Genomic DNA, 18,616 nt, shown 5'->3' with positions numbered 1-18,616 from the left:
TTTCTTTTAATTTTTTAATTAAAATTAAAAAAGATATTGTTATATATTAAAATTATTTATTTAATTTGTTTAATTTATATATTTAATTCTATTGATAGTGACATATATATGCACAAAACCATAAAATATATATAGAATTTCATAAACATATAGATACCGAATAAGGTAACAAAGTGAGGTGAGAGACATGGCAATGGCAGGAACCCCAATAGTAGTATTACCACAAAATGTTAAGAGATACGTTGGAAGAGATGCTCAAAGAATGAACATATTAGCAGGTAGAATTATCGCTGAGACTGTTAGAACAACATTAGGTCCAAAAGGAATGGACAAAATGTTAGTTGATGAATTAGGAGACATTGTTGTTACAAACGATGGAGTTACAATATTAAAAGAAATGAGTGTTGAACACCCAGCTGCTAAGATGTTAATAGAAGTTGCTAAAACACAAGAGAAAGAAGTAGGGGATGGTACAACAACAGCAGTTGTTATTGCTGGAGAGTTATTAAGAAAGGCTGAAGAGTTATTAGACCAAAACATCCACCCATCAGTCATCATCAATGGATACGAAATGGCAAGAAACAAGGCAGTTGAAGAATTAAAAGATATAGCTAAAGAGGTAAAACCTGAAGATACTGAAATGTTAAAGAAAATAGCAATGACTGCTATAACTGGTAAAGGAGCAGAAAAAGCAAGAGAACAGTTAGCTGAAATTGTTGTTGACGCTGTTAAAGCAGTTGTTGATGAAGAAACTGGAAAAGTTGATAAGGATTTAATTAAAGTTGAGAAGAAAGAAGGAGCTCCAATTGAAGAAACTACATTAATAAGAGGAGTTGTTATTGACAAAGAAAGAGTTAATCCACAAATGCCAAAGAAAGTTGAAAATGCAAAAATTGCATTATTAAACTGCCCAATTGAAGTTAAAGAGACAGAAACTGACGCAGAAATAAGAATAACTGACCCAGCTAAATTAATGGAGTTCATCGAGCAAGAAGAGAAAATGATTAAAGACATGGTTGAGAAGATTGCCGCAACTGGAGCTAACGTAGTCTTCTGTCAGAAAGGAATTGATGACTTAGCTCAGCACTACTTAGCTAAGAAGGGAATCTTAGCAGTAAGAAGAGTTAAAAAATCAGATATGGAGAAATTAGCTAAAGCAACAGGAGCAAGAATCGTTACAAAGATTGATGACTTAACACCAGAAGATTTAGGAGAAGCTGGATTAGTTGAAGAGAGAAAAGTTGCTGGAGATGCAATGATATTCGTTGAGCAGTGCAAGCATCCAAAGGCTGTAACAATCTTAGCAAGAGGTTCAACAGAGCATGTCGTTGAAGAAGTTGCAAGAGCTTTAGATGATGCAATTGGAGTAGTTAAGTGTGCATTAGAAGAAGGTAAGATTGTTGCTGGTGGAGGAGCTACTGAAATAGAATTAGCTAAGAGATTAAGAAAATTCGCTGAAACAGTTGCTGGAAGAGAACAGTTAGCAGTTAAGGCATTTGCTGATGCTTTAGAGGTCATTCCAAGAACATTAGCTGAGAACTCAGGATTAGACCCAATTGACATGCTCGTTAAGTTAAGAGCTGCTCACGAAAAAGAAGGAGGAGAAGTTTGCGGATTAGATGTCTTCGAAGGAGAAGTTGTTAACATGTTAGAAAGAGGAGTAGTTGAACCATTAAAAGTTAAGACTCAAGCAATTGACTCTGCTACTGAAGCATCAGTCATGCTCTTAAGAATTGATGATGTTATTGCCGCAGAGAAAACTAAAGAAGAGGAGAAAGGAGGAGAAGGCGGAGACTTCGGAGGTGATGAATTTTAACTCTTCCGAATAAATAACTTTTTTTAATTTTTAAATTTTCTAAATTTTTATTTTTTATTTTATCTATAATCTATAAATTTAAATTAATAAATTAGATTTAAGTGGATGCATATGAATATGATGATATCCCACCCTAAAGCAGAGATTTTTAGTCACAATTTATTGTAAATCAACATAACTTTTATAAGAATTGTTATGAACTCTACATTGTATAAAGGGATTAATTAATTCAAAAGAAGATATTATAGATCCTGAATAGTAAGATTTACATATTTATAGCTATAGTATATATTATATTATTATAAGGTGAAAACATGAAAATATCCTTTAAAATAGTATTTCTTACAATTATTCTATGCTTATTAACTTTTATTTATGGTGATGTAGAAAATTATGGTGATTATAGCAAATTAATATTTAATGGTGGAGATAAGAATAATAGCAAACTATCTATGAATGGTAATTCAGAATTTACAACATCTTTTTGGATAAAACCTACTGGTAGTCAAACTACTAATTATGATATAATACTTAACAAAGAAACTACTTATGAAATTGCACTAACTAAAGATAATAAACTAAAATATGCAATTTCAATAGATAAAGATGGAGATGGTAAATCAGATAGTTGGGCATGGATTACAACTAATGTACAGTTAGATACTAATGAGTATCAACATATTGCATTAACTTATGAGAATGGAGAAGTTAAGATATATAAGAATGGAGAATTAGTTTATGATGAAAAAAATCCTAAATTTGACTATATCTGGCATGGTAATACACGATTACCCGATGGCTCATTAGTTACTTGCTCTAATCAATATAAGAATAGTCCGTTATATATTGCTAATAGACCATGGAAAGGATATTGGGGTTCTAATATAATTGTATCAGGAGTGGGCATATTTAATAGAAGTTTAACAGAAGATGAAATTAAAAAATTGTATAATGGAGAAATGACTTTAGATGAGTTAAAAAAATCAGGATGCATATTTTTTGCTCCATTAATTAATGATACTAAAGATATAATAAATGGCATAAATGGAAAGCTACAAGGAAGTACTATTCAGTTACATAAAGGTGAAGCTCCAAAAAATCTTAAAAAAATGATGGAATCATTATACAAAAACAATAACACAAAAGCTCCAATACCTAAAGCTGTTTTTTTAATATCTTTATTTTTAATATCTACAATTCCTCTTTGGTTTAGAAAATAAATTAAATTATTTAGATCTTACTCAACATAAATATCTTTTCCTTCTATCATTGCATCTAAAATTTCTTTACCTACTTTAGTTTTTTTGTTTATCCTAACTGTTCCATCATTTCTAACAGTTACAGTTGTTAGTAGTTTTCCATCAATATATATCCTTATATTCTCTCCAGCGTAATCTTCTCCAACATCAACAACAACATATTTATCTGTCTCATAAATCTTTGTAGATTCAAGTTCATTTACAAATTCATACTTTCTATATATTTTTTCCATATCCTTTTTTTCTTCAGCCTCTTTTTCTTTAACTGAAATCTTTAAACCTAACATATCCTCTAACTTAGAAATTTCTTTTCCTCCTTTTCCTATTATAGCCCCAACATATTTCTCTGGAACAATTAAATCTATTGAGTTATCTCCTGTAACCTTTACCATTGGTTTAGCTTTTCTTGGTAGAAGTTTTTTTAAAATTTCCTCTAATCTCTCCTCAGCATATCCATAGATTGGAGATTTCTTTGTATCTTCCTCTTTAATTGGCATAACTACGACTTGTTCTCCGTAAGTGTAAATCTCATATTCAACCTTACCAGTTTCAAAATCTTTAACTTCAATTACTGGTCTTGCTAAATCTTCCTCAACCATTCCATAAGGAACTTTAACTGTAAAGTCAATTTCATAAACTTTCTGAATCTTACCATCTTTTATAAATATTACAGTATCTACAACTTGAGGAATAACTCCAAGTTCTACCCTTCCAATTAATCTTTGAATAGCATCTATTGGTTTTGAGGCATGAACTACTCCAACCATTCCAACTCCAGCCATTCTCATATCTGCAAAAATTTCAAAATCTCTGGTTTTTCTAACCTCATCATAGATTGTATAATCTGGTCTAACTAACAGTAAGATGTCGCAAGTTTTTTCCATATCGCCCTCTAATGGTGCATATTGAGTAATCTCCTTACTAACTTGCAGATCTCTTGGACTTTCCATTGTTTTAACAATTTTTCCTTGCTGTCTATAAAATTCTGCCAATGCCGCTACAAATGTAGATTTTCCACTTCCAGGAGGTCCAGAGACAAAGATTCCTTCTGCTCTTTCTTTTAATCTTTGTAATAGTTTTTCTGACAGTTCATAATCTTCTAATGATGCCTTAACTATTGGTCTTACTGCAGTAACTTCCAATGCTTCAGAAAATGGAGGTCTTGCTATGGAAATTCTTAAATTTCCTAATTGGATTACAGTAGCCCCTTTTCTTTGAATTTCAAAAAATCCATTGTTTTGTTCAGCGTATTTTATGATATTATCTATAATATCTTCCATCTCTTCCTTGGTTAATTCCTTATCACCAATAGGAACTAATTTAACTTCTCCAGGCTTTCCTTTTTTAGCATAAGGAAGACAACCTTCTTTTAAATGAACTGACATTGTTTCGTCATCAAAGTATTTATCTAACACAAGTTCAACTTCTTCCTCTAAGGTTTCTAAGAAATATGCTTCAATTCCCTGGGCTTTAGCTAAGTTGTATTGAATCCAATCACTTGTTAATAATATAGAATTTGTCTCTTTAGCCACTTTTCTAATTATTGCATCAATTTCTCCACTTTTTGCTAAAAATATCTCCTCTCTTGTAGGTCTCTCTCCAACATACTCAACTTTTATATTATGCTCACGGGCTTTTTCTATAAGCTTTCTTAACTCTTCTATTCCTCTATATCCAATTTCTCTACCCATATTTGCCTGATATTCTAATTCAGAAACAACAGCCTCAGGGATTATTATTATAGCATCTTTGAGTTTACCTCTATCAATTAATTCAGTAATTCTTCCATCAATAACCACACAAGTATCAACACAAACTTTTTTCCCTATAAGATTTAGTTCATCAATCGATTTAGTTTCCATTTTTTTTCTTTCTTCAAGGTTCATAATAATCACCGTAAATTATTATAATTATTAGTTTGTTATAAATTTATTTCTTCTCTAATTTTTTTAATTTTACAGTTAATATAAATAGTTAATGAAATATTTTTACAAAATTTTTAGAAAATTTAATATCCCATATTAAAAATTTTTACATCTATAAATATTTTTCGATTTGAGGTAAATAGAAAACTTAATTACTATCATTAAGTAATAATATAATAATTGTTAATAACAAACAAAGTATGATAAAAAAGGTGAGATAATGAAATTTGGAATAGAATTTGTTCCTAATGAACCTATACAAAAACTCTGTTACTATGTAAAGTTGGCTGAAGATAATGGATTTGAATACTGTTGGATTACAGACCACTACAACAATAGAAATGTATATATGGCTTTAACTGCTATAGCAATGAATACAAACAAAATTAAGTTAGGTCCAGGAGTTACCAACCCATATGTTAGAAACCCAGCAATTACTGCTTCAGCAATCGCTACATTAGATGAGTTATCTGGAGGTAGAGCTGTTTTAGGTATTGGTCCAGGGGACAAAGCAACATTTGACACATTGGGTATTGAGTGGGTTAAGCCTGTTACAACATTAAAAGAAAGTATAGAAGTTATTAGAAAATTATTAGCAGGAGAGAGAGTCTCTTTTGAAGGAAAAGTCGTTAAATTGGCAGGAGCTGCATTAGCAGTTAAGCCTATTCAAAAGAAAGTCCCTGTCTATGTGGGGGCTCAAGGACCTAAAATGTTAGAGACTGCTGGTATGATTGCAGATGGTGTTTTAATTAACGCATCAAATCCAAAAGACTTTGAAGCGGCAATTCCATTAATTAAGAAAGGAGCTGAAGCTGCTGGAAGAAGTATGGATGAAATTGATGTTGCCGCTTATGCATGTATGTCAGTAGATAAAAACTCAGAAAAAGCTAAACAAGCAGCTGTTCCTGTCGTTGCATTCATTGCTGCAGGTTCTCCACCAGTAGTTTTAGAGAGACATGGTATTGATGAAGAAAAAGTTAATAAAATTAGAGAGGCATTGAAAAAAGGAGACTTTGGAACAGCCTTTGGAACTGTTGATGACACTATGTTAGAGGCATTCTCAATTTACGGAACACCAGAAGAAGTTATTGAAAAATGTAAGAAATTAGCAGAAATGGGAGTAACTCAAATAGTTGCTGGATCACCAATTGGACCAAACAAAGAAACAGCAATTAAATTAATAGGTAAGAAGATAATCCCAGCATTAAAAGAGTAATTTTATAAAAATTATTTTATAAAATTATATCAATTTTTTCTCCACAGACTTTGCATCTTTTTGTTTCTACATCTAAATTAACTATTTTAGCGTTAAATATATATCTTTCTATTAGCAAAGCTCCACAATTTGGGCAATAAGTATTTTCTCCCTCATGCCCAGGGACATTTCCAATATAAACATACTTTAATCCTTCTTCAATAGCTAAATTTCTTGCCATCTCTAAGGTTTCTATTGGTGTTGGAGGGACATCTGTTAATTTATAATCAGGATGAAATCTTGAAAAGTGTAGTGGAGTTTCTCTTCCTAATTCATCTCTTACAAAGTGTATTATAAATAATAAATCGTCTATATTGTCATTATAACCTGGAACTATTAAATTCGTTACTTCTACATGTATTCCTAATTTTTTTGCTAATTTGCAGGTTTCTAATACTGGTTCTAATGTTGCCTTACAAACTTTTTTATAAAAATCAGCATTTCCTTTAATATCTATGTTCATAGCATCTACTGGCAAAGCCTTTAATGGTTCTTTCTCTATGTATCCGTTGGTAATCATGACATTGAATAAGTTATATTCTTTTGCTATAACTGAAGTGTCATACATAAATTCATAATAAACTGTTGGCTCCGTATATGTATAAGAAATTCCTGGACAGTTGTATTTTATAGCAATCTCAACTATTTCTTCTGGTGTCATTTCTCTATAAGGAATTTCATCAGGTGGAAATTGGGAAATTGTCCAATTTTGACAGTGTAAGCATCTAAAATTACAGCCTCCAATAGCTAAAGAAACCACTTGAGTTGTTGGATAGAAATGGAATAATGGCTTTTTTTCTATCGGGTCTATTGCCAAAGAACAAACTTTCCCATAACCAATAGCATACAAAATTCCATTTATATTTTGTTTATTCCAACAAAATCCTCTTTTTCCATTATTAATTATACAATGTCTTGGACATAAGTTGCATCTAACTTTATTATCATCTAATTTCTCATAAAACATAGCCTCTCTCATAGTTCCACCAACAATTCTTAAAGAAATTAAAAATTACAAATGCAATGCTACTTAATACACTAATTTATCCCTAATAGCAAAAAGTTCTGTAAGAAACTTTAATAAAGTTTCATCAAAATTGATGCATTGCTTCCTTATGGAAGCAACGCCTCTTAATCTACTAATTTTCCTCTAATAGCAAATATTTCAGTGATTTCCATCAATATTTTATTTTTGTATATTATATTATATGTTCTTTTTGGTAATTTATTATGTTTGGTTTTTAGTAGTGATTTTAATCTATCGTCAAGCTCTGCAATGCCTATGTATTTAATCTCCCTCCTTGTTTCTAAGTTGTGTTTTCTTATAATTTTTCCTATTGGAATATCTGCTGACAATAAATCTTTTTTTATTTCTTCTCTAAGATTTTCCTCTTCAATATTTTTAAAAGGAGTTTTTGAAATAGCATAAACTAATGGTGTCTCATTAACTTTAAGAATAACCTCCCTATAATTTGTATTATTGACAATTTTTTGATTTATTGTTTCTACTTTACAAACTTCTTCAAATAAAATTTCTAAGATATTTGTTACACTTCCATCAGTTCCTAAGAGTATTTTTTCTTCATTCAACAAAGGAAATTTTTTATTTAGTTTTGATATTTCTTTATAAATAATCATAATATCACAACTACTTTTGGTGATAATAATGAATAGTAGAATTGAAAGATTCTTAAAATATATGGAAAGTGAAAATATAAAAAAGGCGGTGATATTAAAGAAGGAAAATATAAATTATTTTTTAGGAAAATATTTTATGAGTTTTTCTGTATTAGTTTTTGAAGAACAACCTTATCTATATGTTGGAAAACTTGATAAAGATTATGCTGAAGAGAATTTTAATTTTTTAGAAATTAGAGAGTTTAAAAGCTGGGAAGAAATATTTAAAGGATGTGATGGAGTTGAGAGAGAACTATCAATTAGTTATTTAAAATATATTGATAAAGAATATAAAATAATATCCAACAAAATTAAAGAGATGAGAATGATTAAAGATAAAGATGAAATAGAATTAATTAAAAAAGCCGCTGAAATTAGTGATAAGGCAATGAATTGGGTTTTAAATAATTTAGATGATGTTAAAGATTTAAATGAATATGAATTAGCGGCTGAGATAGAATATATTATGAAAAAAAATGGTTCAATAAAGCCAGCATTTGATTCTATTGTAGTCTCTGGTAAAAAGACATCTTTCCCTCATGCTTTACCTACAAAAGATAAAATAGAGGATATTTTATTAATTGACATTGGAGCTGTTTTTGAAGGATATTGTTCAGACATAACAAGAACATTTTTATTAAAAGATGATGAAGAAATGAAAAAAATCTACAACTTAGTTTATGAAGCAAAAAAAGTTGCTGAAGAATATTTAAAAGAAGGAATTACTGCTAAACAACTTGATAGTATAGTTAAAGAGTTCTTAGGAGATTATGAAAAGTTATTTATTCACTCTTTGGGACATGGTGTTGGTTTAGAGGTTCATGAGGAGCCAAGATTATCGAACAAATTAAAAGATAATGAAGATGTTATTTTAAAAGAGGGAATGATAATAACTATTGAGCCAGGTTTATATTTAAAAAATAAATTTGGTATAAGAATTGAGGATTTATATTTAATTAAAAAAAATGGATTTGAAAAATTAAGTAAGGCAAAAATTCCAGAATATTAATTTAATATAATGGAAGTGTCTTTCTAATATCTTTTTCTATTTTATTTATTTCCTCAGCATATTTAATTGCTATATCTTTCATAATTTTATCAATATCCTTTATTCCCAAATATTCCAATCCTATAATTTCTATATGTTTTGCTCCTTTTGATTTTACATTAATTCCTAAGTGTATCTTTGAAGAAACAATTCCTTTACAGGCAATACATACAGACAGTTTTTTGTTATTATAGTATAAATCATCCCCATCTCTCCTTAGTTTTAAATTACAATTATCTTCAATAATTTCTTTAGTTATGCAAACTAACAATCTCTGCCTTAAATATATTGTCTTTAAATCTATGTTATCAAAATGCTCTATAACAAAATTTATGGCATCATCAGATTTTATTGGTATATCTATATCTTTTTCTCTTTTTATGTCTTTCAAATCCTTCATATTATCAATTGGAACTTCCATTTTACCTCTAAAAACAACTATGTTATCTTTTTGAACATTAAAAACTTTAAAAGCCCATAACGGCTCTATCTCTCTTCCAGTATAATTTAGTTTATCTTTAACAAAAATTATTGTTATATAATCAGTATCAAAAATCTCAAAGTTCATAAAATCACCACGGTAATGGTTTATATTCCCTTTTAATATCTGGAACTTCTGAAAAAACATCATAAGTTATATTGTTTAATATAAAACCATCCATTTCCTTTAATTGAACTAATAAGCATCCTTTAATAGTAACATTAATTTTTGGGGAATTTTCTTGCATTTTATTTACCATTAATAATAAATTTTTAATTTTACCAACCTCATCAAAGTTTATATTTAGATTTTTTAAGGAATTCTCATTTTCTTTGTATAAAATTAGATGATGTACCATAATTTCATCTACATAGCCGTTAAGTTCTTTAGATAATTTTAATAAATCATTATCATTAAATCCTGGAATATATATAGTTCTAACAATTGTATGTAAATACTTTGAGGCTATTTTTATATTCTCTAAAACTTTGGAAAAGTAATCCCTTCCAGTTAATAATTTATACTTTTCTCTATTAAAAGAACTTAAACTAATCATTATTATATCCAAACCTAAATCTTTAAATTCCTCTATAATTTTTTCATTTAATAAAACTCCATTGGTTTGCAAATCCACTCTTAAATCCAAATCCTTACAAAATTCAATACCTTTTTTTACTCCTTCCAAATCCATTAGTGGCTCTCCGTATTGAGATATTGTAACCGCCTTTGCATTTTCTAAATTTCCATAAATACCTCTCTTTATATTTTTATGCTTAGAATAACAGTAAATACAGTTCAAATTACATTTTTGAGTAAGTTCTATAGAGGGATGATGATAAGGATTTTCAATTTCTAAATTTATCCCTTCACATCCTATACAATGCTTAACTATCTTTAAATTTTTAACAATATCTTCCAATTTATCGCAAATTTCGTTTCTTAAAATTATCATACTCATCACAAAAGATTAAACTTTTTCTTTTTATGTTATCTTAAACTTAACATAAAATTTTCCATATTTTCTATATATTAGTTATTATAATAAATTAGTATATTTATGTTTATAAATAAAATGATAAAAAGAACAAAAATTAATTAATAGATTATTAAAATAGTGACTACAATTAAATTTTAATTTATTTTGCTTTTACTTCTTTAATTTCGACAATTAAAGTTTTTTCATCTGTTGGAAGTTTAGTATTAACTCTAACTTGTGCCTCAGCATTTCCTCCCTCTTTAGTCCTTAAAACTTTTCTTACAATAGCGGCACATATTAGCCCTTCTGGACTTAATGGAAACTCTTTATAACCTTGATGAACTAAAACCATATGTGTTGGGAGGAATATAGAATCTTTAATTTTAATTATATGGGTTTCTTCATTTTCTTTCCCTTCAGATATTACCTCAACATCTTTGCAGATACCCATTTCAAGTAAAGCAGATTTTATTAACTCTGCTCTATTTTCAACATTATATTTAAGTTGTTTATCACCAAGTATTTGGTCAACCATCTCAGCAATTACATCTCCAATTTCCTTAATAAGCATTTGACTCATTGCTGTAGCTCCTCTTCCTAAAACTTTTGAAACTGCAATAATGTATCCTGTTACCACTGCATTCATTAAAGGAATAACTCTATCCATATTTCTCCACTCTCCATTAACTTTTTGTAATAAATCTTTTGCCTGTTGGCTCATACTGTATCCCTCCAAATACACCACCTCCATATTGAAGGTGGTAGATTTAAACTTTATTTTTAATGTTTAAATCATAGCCTTTATCTTTTCAGCGGCTCTTTTCATGTTAATTCTAATTAAACCTAAATTAACTTTTGCATCTGTTAAAACGACTAAAATTCCTTCTCCTGCATCAATCATCAATATTTTTCCATGCTCTCCTTCAACCATTGCCTGCTCTAAATTACCCATCCCTATTTCTGATATTGTTCTTTCAGAAGCCCCAAATGCCGCAGATGCCATAGCCCCTACAAGTTCAGCATCGACATTTCCTGGCAATTGTGAGGCTATAACTAAACCATCTTTTCCTACAACCATTGAACCTTTAATCCCTTCTGTCTTATTTAATTCTACTAATACTCTATCTATCATTTTTTCCCTCAATATTCAACAACATATTATTTTACTTTAAATTTTTGAAGTAATTATTTTAACAAGTCAACTATTTAAAATTTTCGTATAGTAAAGTATATTATTATATTATAGTAAAGTATATTATTATATTATAGTAAAGTATATTATTATATTATAGTAAAGTATATTATTATATTATAGTAAAGTATATTATTATATTATAGTAAAGTATATTATTATATTATAGTAAAGTATATTATTATATTATAGTAAAGTATATTATTATATTATAGTAAAGTATATTATTATATTATAGTAAAGTATATTATTATATTATAGTAAAGTATATTATTATATTATAGTAAAGTATATTATTATATTATAGTAAAGTATATTATTATATTATAGTAAAGTATATTATTATATTATAGTAAAGTATTGTAAATACATAAATCTATACATTTAAATATTTAAATAAAAATATATAAAATAAAAAATATAATTTAATAATATCCAGCGGTATTCATTGTCTCTAATTTTTCTTTTAATTTTAAAGCCTCTTCTATTTCTTCGGGTTTAAATGGTCTTTCAGAGGCTATTGAAACAATAGCCTTGTCTATGTATGTGTTTCTGATCCTCATACCCTCAGGAAAAACTCTGTTCATAAAATCCATTACTTTATCTATAAAATCTTTCTGAGTATCGTAGATATCCATATCTAAATCAATTTCAGAATCAGTTATAATCTCAAATCTTGAAGGTTGCTCTATAACATGTATCTTTTTTAATAAGTATGGAACATAGGTTTCATCAGTTATCTTTAACTTATATATGGTTTTACCATCTTGTTTTTTTTGTTCCACAATTTCAGCAAAATCTCTTATTTTAATCATCTTTCTTGTTGGTTTTGGAAGAACTCCCAATATAAAATAAGGTTCTTTTTCTTTAGCAATAAATTCTACTCTAATTATTGATTTTCCTAATAACAAATCTTCCAATGCAGTTTGTATAACTTTCGTATATATTTCCTTTCCAGCTTTATCATCGCATTGAACAATAATCTCAGCCATAGCCATCCCTTCCTAAAATTAAATAAATTTAAATAAAAAGTTAATAAAATCAAAGATAAAAATTTATTTAAAACTCTTACCAAAGTTATGATTTTATCTTTTTATATCTAAATCCAGATGCTAATAAAGCGGCTCCAACAGCTCCAATTAATTGAGAGTATCTTGGAACAATAATCTTTCTTCCTAAAACTTCTTCCATTGCTAAAACTAAACCTTTTAACAAACTACTACCTCCAACCAATATTACTGGATCTCTAACATCTACCTCTTGAAGTTGTTGCTCAAAAACTTGCTCAGCAACTGAGTGAGCCGCAGCAGCAGCAACATCTTCTGGTTTTGCACCTTCAGCTAAGGCTGTAACTAAATCTTGAATACCAAAGACAATACAATAACTATTCATTTTTATTTTTCTCCAATCACCTTTTGCTGCCAACTCTCCTAACTCCTGTAGAGAAACCCCCAACCTTCTTGCAGTTATCTCAAAGAATCTACCACTTGCACCAGCACAGATTCCCCCCATAGTGAAACCATCAGGAATAGCATCATATAATGAGATAGCCTTATTATCCATCCCTCCAATGTCTATAACAGTTGCCTCCCCTTCCTGCTTATCCGCCAAATATGCCGCTCCTTTTGAGTTAACAGTTAATTCTTCTTGTATTAAATCAGCATTAAAGTATTTTCCAACTGTGTATCTCCCATATCCAGTTGTTCCAATAGTTTCTACTTGATCTAATGATATTCCCGCCTCTTTTAATGCATTATCAACTGCCTCTTTAGCAGAGCCAATTACATCCTTAGTATAGATCCAACCAGTTCCTGCAACATCGTCATCTATCATAACAACTGCCTTTGTAGTTGTAGAACCACTATCTATTCCTAAACTTATACCTTCCTGTTTCTTTCTTGCGAGTAATGATTTTCTTTCAACGATTGTAGTTAATGCTTCCATTCTTGTTAATAACTCAGAAGCCTTAGTTCTTTCAGTAAAAGAATACATAACAACTGGTAAATTGGTATTCTGCTGAATAAGTTTTCTAACTTCATTTCTAACCAATGCACCTTCTGCACATCTAAAACATGTTGCTATAAACACTGCCTCAGCATCTGTATTTCCTTCAATAATTGACATTGCCCTTGCAAACATTAGTTTTAAATTTGCAGATCCTACCTTAAAACCTAATCTTTCTTCAACTTCATCAATATACGATAAATCGACTTCTGGAAAAACTAACTCTCCTCCAACACTATTAGCCGCTTTTTCTATTTCACGATAAACTCCGCTCCATTCTGCACCGCATGTTAATAATGCAATCTTTATCATACTTTACACCTTCATAATTCATTATAGTATTTTTAGTAGTTTTTAATATTTATTTTTAATACTTATATGGAAAATTTTTTATCAATTTTAGCATATCACTTTCTGATATATATTCCTTTGTGCCTATAATCAAACTTGGTCTTTCCAATATCTTACCAAACAATATTATAGGACATCTATTTTTTACAGCAATATCAACTACTTTTTTATATTCTTCCTCTGGAACTGCTAATATATAAGTTCCCAAGTATCTTGTAGCTCTTGGATATGGGAGAGAATATATATTAGCCCCTTTCTTTGATTTAATTAACATTTCCAATAGGTTACCTAACCATCCTCCTCTTGAAGCATCTTTACAGGCGTTTATTTTAATATTTTTATTTAAAATTTCTAAGTATGTATCAAATTTTTTCTTTGCTTTATAAATTCTTTCTCCAACATCGCCCTCTACAGGATCTCCAAGCATAATTAATAAATCTCCTTCCTTAGCCCCTCCATCCCTTATTATTAAATTTTCGTCAATTAACTCCCCAAAAACAGCTACTGAAATGCAAGATTTTAGACCTTCAATTGTCTGAGTATTTCCCCCAATTATTGGAATATTTAAGCCAACACTCTGCTTTCTTAACCCATTAACAGCATATTTTATCTCATCTTCATTTTTTGCTTGAATAGCATTTAATGCAAATTTTGGCTTAGCCCCCATTGCCACTACATCACATGCTGTATGAATTAATGCTGTTTTACTACCTAATTTTAGAGGATATGGACCTTCCATATTTAAAACAAAATTATTTACTACTATAGCGTCATCTCCTGCTTTAATACCACATTTTAAATTTTCAACTAAGTCATCAAAATGCCAAAAGGCTTTTCGTGGATAATTTGTTTCTAATATGTGATTTATAGCAATCTTTAACTCATATTCTAAATTTTCCATAATCACACCAAATATTTTATTATTCATTTCTTAACGCCTTTATTGGGTCTAAATTTGCCGCTTTATATGCAGGATATAAGGCAGAGATTAAAGAAGTTAAAATTCCAAATATAGTTCCAATTATCATATAAACTATTGCATAATAAGATAGTGATGTTTTTAACAGATAATGTACAATTAAATAACCAAAGAATAAACTCAAAAATGATCCTATTAAAGAACCAATAATCCCCAAAATTAATGCCTCATATAAAAATAATAATATAATGTCTCTTTTTGAAGCTCCCAAACTTCTCATTACTCCAATTTCTTTTGTTCTTTCAACAACACTCATTAACATAACGTTTCCAATTCCAATTCCAGCAACTAATAGAGAAATAGCCCCTATACCCATTAAAAAGTAAGAAACTTTATTTATAACGTCATTAATCTTGTTAATTATTGAATTTAAGGATAAAATGATATATTTTTTCTCATTCCTATTTAGGATTTTTTCAGTTTCATTTTTGATTTTATTTATATCATTTATGTTTTTGACATATAAAATAACTCTTGAATAATTCTCATTTCCATAAAATCTTTTATATGTTTTTGCGGTTAAAATTAAAGAGTTATCTGGAAAAAGAAATGTACTATTGTATATTCCATTAATTCTTAAAGATATATTTTTTATCTCCAATTGATTTCCAATACTAACATCATTTACTTTTGAAAAAAAGGTATCAACAGCAGCTGATGTGTCTGAAACTTTTACTCCTAAATTTAAATACTTTATATCATTTTTATCAATACCAAAGATATTTGCATAAGCCCTTTTATTTTTACCTTTTATATACACATAATCCGATGAGGCATAAATTGGAATAATCTTACAATTTAAAATTCTTAATCTATCAATATCTTTTTTATCAATTGATGTATATCCATTCTGATAATTTGGAAATATTATAATATAATTTGAAATACTTCCCAAATTTTCCATAATTCCTTGTTTTAATCCTCCTCCCAAAATTCCTAATGAAGATATTGCCGCTACTCCAATAATTATCCCTAACAATGCTAAAATACTTCTCAAAAAATGCCTTTTTAAATTTCTCTTAGCCATTTCAAAATACATAAATATCACTTATCTAACTTTTCAAAGATATTCTCTAAAAATAAAAGTAAAACAACTATTGTATAGCCGCCCATTGAAGGAATCTCTCTTTTAAAAAATATCCAAAGAAATAAGAAGATAATTCCTATAATAAATGATACTCCAAAAAATTTTACTGTGAATTTTGCAAACTCTTTAACTTTACCTTTTGAAAAAAAGTATGTTGATAATGAAAAAGAGAGAAATACACATATTGGAGATATAAACGAATAAATTACATTATCCCAATTTATAGATGATTTTGGTAGATAGTTAATTACAAAGAGTTCAATAAGATATTCAACAACAATTAGCATTAAAATAAAAATAAAAATCCCTATGATAACTGACTTAGTTTTGTCATAATTTGATTCTTTATTTATCATAATCTCCCCTAATTAATACCTCTTCTTTCTCAATTCTTCCATCTTTAATGTAAATTATTCTATTTCCAAATCTTGCAACATTTGGGTCGTGAGTAACTACAATTATAGTTTTTCCATTTTCATTTAATTTTTTTAACAACATCATAATCTTTTCTCCAGTCTTACTGTCTAAAGCTCCCGTTGGTTCATCTGCTAATATAATTGGTGGATTATTTGCCAAAGCCCTCGCTATAGCTACTCTTTGCTGTTGTCCCCCACTCAATTGATTTGGCTTATGATTGGCAAATCTCTCCTCTAATTCAGCCATTTTTAAACACTCTAAAGCCCTTTTTCTTCTCTCTTCTTTACTCATTGAATTTCTATACTTAAAAATTAGTGGAAGTTCTACATTTTCCAAGGCTGTTAGTAAAGGAATTAAATTAAATTGCTGAAAGACAAAACCAATTTTATCTCTCCTAATTTTTGTTAATTCATTGTCATCTAAGTCATTTGTCCTTATATTGTCAATATAAACCTCTCCTTCTGTTGGTTTGTCCAAACAACCAATAATATTTAATAAAGTTGATTTTCCACTTCCAGAAGGGCCCATAATTGAAACAAATTCCCCCTCATCAATAGTTAGATTTACATTTTTTAAAGCATATATTGTCTCATCTCCCATTTTGTAGATTTTTGTTACATTTTTTAGTTTAATCATTTTTTCCCTTTTTAAATCCTCTATAAATCAAATAAACCACTCCTATAACAAATATAATTCCTATCCCTATTACTAAATAATTAATTTCCTCACTATTTTCATTTTTTAAGGAAATAACTTCTTTATTAATTTTTATTGTTTTATTGATAGTAATTAGGTTATTATTTTCGTCCCTATATGTTATTTTAATTGGAATTTCGCTTACATTTCCATTTATTACACAGTGTAATTCAAAACTTCCATAATCATCAGGATTTAATGTTCCTACAAAATAGTTCTCATATGGCTTTTTTGGGATTATATTCTTAGTTCTTACTATTGAGATTAGAACACTCTTCGCCTTTCCAGTTCCTATATTGTCAATATCCCCTGTTATTTTTACCTCATTAAATGAACTTTCTACATCAATCCCACTTAAAACTAAATCTGCCTTTCCTATAACATCTATCGTTAAGTTTTTCTCTATTTGGTTGTTATCAAAGTATATAACTACGGGAATTGAGGTAATTCCTTCTTTATCTACTTTTATTTGGAATGTTATATTTTTTGTTTCTCCTTTTTTAATGAATACGGTTTTTTGGTTATTTCCAATAAAGTATTTACTTATTTGGACTATAAATAAAGAATCTTTATAATTATTTTTTATTGTGATTGTTAAATTATTAATTTTTCCAACTGTTATTATTGGATTATTTATATTTATCGAAATTAATTTATTTGGAAACACATTGAATGATATAATTCCTGTATTTTCAACTATATTTTTATTCTGATATGTTAATGTTTCTGTTTTTGAATCCCCGTTTATTGTTTCTGATTTTTGAGTTAATTCCAATAAATCATAAGGATTTTCGTAGGATATTTTATAATTTATAGAATAAACTCCCTCTTTTTTAGCAAATATTGTTAGTGGAATGCAAGTTGTAATTTTAGGACTCAAAGATGTTATTGTAAAAGTATTGTCTCCTAAAATTACTAAATTGTTTGAATTTTGAAAGGTTATTTTAATATTCTCAGCTGTTCCTGTTCCTTTATTAGTTAATAGAATTAAAACTTTATTAGTTCCAACTTTTAGAATATTACTTTTAGGTTTTATTATAATATTTGCCTTTCCTCTTACAGGAAGTGTAAAAATTCTATTTTCAGAGTATTGTTCTCCATTTTTAGTATAGTTACAATAAACTACCATTTTATAGTCATAATTTGGTGCATTATCTTTAATTTTTATAATAAAATGAGCAACACCAATTTCAGATGGGAAAAGATGTCCTATCCACTGCTTACCTTTAATTATTTGAATATATTCTTCTGACATTTGGTTGTAAGGTTTTATATAAACAACGGTGTTGTTAATCTCCTCATCTGATTCAAATGTTACATATAAATCATAGGTTTTTGAAGGCTCTAAGTATTGAGTTTTATAGTCAATATTTTTAAATGTTATATAGGCAGAGGTTTGAGTTAAAAGAATAAAAAGTAAAAAAGTAATTAATAGATTTTTTAATTCTCTCAT

General features: G+C 28.6%; 18 protein-coding genes. 4 read left to right on the top strand and 14 right to left on the bottom strand.

Annotated features, from left to right (window positions below; genetic code table 11):
- The first annotated feature begins 187 nt into the window (after window positions 1–187).
- Both thsA and KMP69_RS04590 read left to right on the top strand, forming a co-directional pair.
- Window positions 188–1,816: a thermosome subunit alpha gene (gene thsA / locus KMP69_RS04595; RefSeq protein ID WP_214399301.1), complete on the top strand. Its 1,629-nt coding sequence runs from the start codon at window positions 188–190 to the stop codon at window positions 1,814–1,816.
- 314 nt (window positions 1,817–2,130) lie between these two features.
- On the top strand, window positions 2,131–3,036 hold the full coding sequence (locus KMP69_RS04590) for a LamG domain-containing protein (RefSeq protein WP_214399300.1): 906 nt from the start codon (window positions 2,131–2,133) through the stop codon (window positions 3,034–3,036).
- A gap of 17 nt (window positions 3,037–3,053) precedes the next feature.
- Here KMP69_RS04590 and KMP69_RS04585 read toward each other — a convergent pair whose 3' ends face one another.
- Entirely contained in the window at window positions 3,054–4,961 is a 1,908-nt protein-coding gene (locus KMP69_RS04585) for a PINc/VapC family ATPase (RefSeq protein ID WP_214399299.1), read from the bottom strand.
- A gap of 259 nt (window positions 4,962–5,220) precedes the next feature.
- Here KMP69_RS04585 and mer point away from each other — a divergent pair, with 259 nt between their 5' ends.
- Complete coding sequence (mer, locus tag KMP69_RS04580) at window positions 5,221–6,216, top strand: 5,10-methylenetetrahydromethanopterin reductase (RefSeq protein WP_214399298.1); 996 nt, start codon at window positions 5,221–5,223, stop codon at window positions 6,214–6,216.
- Window positions 6,217–6,232: 16 nt separating this feature from the next.
- On the opposite strand, the gene amrS is transcribed toward mer, so the two are convergent.
- The gene (amrS, locus tag KMP69_RS04575; RefSeq protein WP_214399297.1) at window positions 6,233–7,234 is read right to left on the bottom strand and encodes an AmmeMemoRadiSam system radical SAM enzyme; all 1,002 of its coding nucleotides are present in this window, start codon (window positions 7,232–7,234) and stop codon (window positions 6,233–6,235) included.
- A gap of 152 nt (window positions 7,235–7,386) precedes the next feature.
- A complete protein-coding gene (locus KMP69_RS04570) occupies window positions 7,387–7,893 on the bottom strand; it encodes a chorismate pyruvate-lyase family protein (protein WP_214399296.1) in 507 nt (168 codons plus the stop codon).
- A 28-nt stretch (window positions 7,894–7,921) separates the two neighbouring features.
- On the opposite strand from KMP69_RS04570, the gene KMP69_RS04565 reads away from it, so the two are divergent.
- Window positions 7,922–8,941 carry a M24 family metallopeptidase gene (locus KMP69_RS04565; protein WP_214399295.1) on the top strand — a complete coding sequence of 340 codons (1,020 nt, stop codon included), beginning with the start codon at window positions 7,922–7,924 and terminating at the stop codon, window positions 8,939–8,941.
- A gap of 1 nt (window position 8,942) precedes the next feature.
- On the opposite strand, the gene KMP69_RS04560 is transcribed toward KMP69_RS04565, so the two are convergent.
- From KMP69_RS04560 to KMP69_RS04510, 11 genes are all read right to left on the bottom strand, one after another.
- Entirely contained in the window at window positions 8,943–9,548 is a 606-nt protein-coding gene (locus tag KMP69_RS04560) for a DUF366 family protein (RefSeq protein WP_214399294.1), read from the bottom strand.
- Window positions 9,549–9,552: 4 nt separating this feature from the next.
- On the bottom strand, window positions 9,553–10,413 hold the full coding sequence (locus KMP69_RS04555) for a radical SAM protein (protein WP_214399293.1): 861 nt from the start codon (window positions 10,411–10,413) through the stop codon (window positions 9,553–9,555).
- A 184-nt stretch (window positions 10,414–10,597) separates the two neighbouring features.
- Entirely contained in the window at window positions 10,598–11,173 is a 576-nt protein-coding gene (locus tag KMP69_RS04550) for a hypothetical protein (protein WP_250543573.1), read from the bottom strand.
- Between the two features lie 51 nt (window positions 11,174–11,224).
- Window positions 11,225–11,569 carry a roadblock/LC7 domain-containing protein gene (locus KMP69_RS04545; RefSeq protein ID WP_214399291.1) on the bottom strand — a complete coding sequence of 115 codons (345 nt, stop codon included), beginning with the start codon at window positions 11,567–11,569 and terminating at the stop codon, window positions 11,225–11,227.
- A gap of 485 nt (window positions 11,570–12,054) precedes the next feature.
- The gene (locus KMP69_RS04540) at window positions 12,055–12,621 is read right to left on the bottom strand and encodes a methanogenesis marker 17 protein (protein WP_214399290.1); all 567 of its coding nucleotides are present in this window, start codon (window positions 12,619–12,621) and stop codon (window positions 12,055–12,057) included.
- 85 nt (window positions 12,622–12,706) lie between these two features.
- Entirely contained in the window at window positions 12,707–13,945 is a 1,239-nt protein-coding gene (locus KMP69_RS04535) for a methanogenesis marker 15 protein (protein WP_214399289.1), read from the bottom strand.
- 55 nt (window positions 13,946–14,000) lie between these two features.
- Window positions 14,001–14,885, bottom strand: a complete 885-nt coding sequence (locus KMP69_RS04530; RefSeq protein WP_214399288.1) for an AIR synthase related protein — start codon at window positions 14,883–14,885, stop codon at window positions 14,001–14,003.
- Between the two features lie 19 nt (window positions 14,886–14,904).
- On the bottom strand, window positions 14,905–16,002 hold the full coding sequence (locus KMP69_RS04525; protein ID WP_214399287.1) for an ABC transporter permease: 1,098 nt from the start codon (window positions 16,000–16,002) through the stop codon (window positions 14,905–14,907).
- Window positions 16,003–16,007: 5 nt separating this feature from the next.
- Window positions 16,008–16,406, bottom strand: a complete 399-nt coding sequence (locus KMP69_RS04520; RefSeq protein WP_214399286.1) for a hypothetical protein — start codon at window positions 16,404–16,406, stop codon at window positions 16,008–16,010.
- A complete protein-coding gene (locus KMP69_RS04515; RefSeq protein ID WP_214399285.1) occupies window positions 16,396–17,103 on the bottom strand; it encodes an ABC transporter ATP-binding protein in 708 nt (235 codons plus the stop codon). The genes KMP69_RS04520 and KMP69_RS04515 overlap by 11 nt, the downstream gene beginning before the upstream one ends.
- Complete coding sequence (locus KMP69_RS04510) at window positions 17,096–18,616, bottom strand: CARDB domain-containing protein (protein ID WP_214399284.1); 1,521 nt, start codon at window positions 18,614–18,616, stop codon at window positions 17,096–17,098. The genes KMP69_RS04515 and KMP69_RS04510 overlap by 8 nt, the downstream gene beginning before the upstream one ends.

The sequence above is a fragment of the Methanocaldococcus lauensis genome (assembly GCF_902827225.1).
Classification (GTDB): domain Archaea; phylum AGJL01; class Methanococci; order Methanococcales; family Methanocaldococcaceae; genus Methanocaldococcus; species Methanocaldococcus lauensis.
This window is presented reverse-complemented; position numbering and strand designations above follow the sequence as displayed.

Bases quoted from the DNA above. Each gene is read 5' to 3' on its own strand.
- KMP69_RS04535 (WP_214399289.1), bottom strand. From the start codon at position 13,945: ATGATAAAGATTGCATTATTAACATGCGGTGCAGAATGGAGCGGAGTT.
- KMP69_RS04570 (WP_214399296.1), bottom strand. From the start codon at position 7,893: ATGATTATTTATAAAGAAATATCAAAACTAAATAAAAAATTTCCTTTG.
- mer (WP_214399298.1), top strand. From the start codon at position 5,221: ATGAAATTTGGAATAGAATTTGTTCCTAATGAACCTATACAAAAACTC.
- KMP69_RS04525 (WP_214399287.1), bottom strand. From the start codon at position 16,002: ATGTATTTTGAAATGGCTAAGAGAAATTTAAAAAGGCATTTTTTGAGA.
- KMP69_RS04560 (WP_214399294.1), bottom strand. From the start codon at position 9,548: ATGAACTTTGAGATTTTTGATACTGATTATATAACAATAATTTTTGTT.
- KMP69_RS04585 (WP_214399299.1), bottom strand. From the start codon at position 4,961: ATGAACCTTGAAGAAAGAAAAAAAATGGAAACTAAATCGATTGATGAA.
- KMP69_RS04520 (WP_214399286.1), bottom strand. From the start codon at position 16,406: ATGATAAATAAAGAATCAAATTATGACAAAACTAAGTCAGTTATCATA.
- KMP69_RS04565 (WP_214399295.1), top strand. From the start codon at position 7,922: ATGAATAGTAGAATTGAAAGATTCTTAAAATATATGGAAAGTGAAAAT.
- KMP69_RS04555 (WP_214399293.1), bottom strand. From the start codon at position 10,413: ATGATAATTTTAAGAAACGAAATTTGCGATAAATTGGAAGATATTGTT.
- thsA (WP_214399301.1), top strand. From the start codon at position 188: ATGGCAATGGCAGGAACCCCAATAGTAGTATTACCACAAAATGTTAAG.
- amrS (WP_214399297.1), bottom strand. From the start codon at position 7,234: ATGAGAGAGGCTATGTTTTATGAGAAATTAGATGATAATAAAGTTAGA.
- KMP69_RS04515 (WP_214399285.1), bottom strand. From the start codon at position 17,103: ATGATTAAACTAAAAAATGTAACAAAAATCTACAAAATGGGAGATGAG.
- KMP69_RS04590 (WP_214399300.1), top strand. From the start codon at position 2,131: ATGAAAATATCCTTTAAAATAGTATTTCTTACAATTATTCTATGCTTA.
- KMP69_RS04545 (WP_214399291.1), bottom strand. From the start codon at position 11,569: ATGATAGATAGAGTATTAGTAGAATTAAATAAGACAGAAGGGATTAAA.
- KMP69_RS04510 (WP_214399284.1), bottom strand. From the start codon at position 18,616: ATGAGAGAATTAAAAAATCTATTAATTACTTTTTTACTTTTTATTCTT.
- KMP69_RS04530 (WP_214399288.1), bottom strand. From the start codon at position 14,885: ATGGAAAATTTAGAATATGAGTTAAAGATTGCTATAAATCACATATTA.
- KMP69_RS04540 (WP_214399290.1), bottom strand. From the start codon at position 12,621: ATGGCTGAGATTATTGTTCAATGCGATGATAAAGCTGGAAAGGAAATA.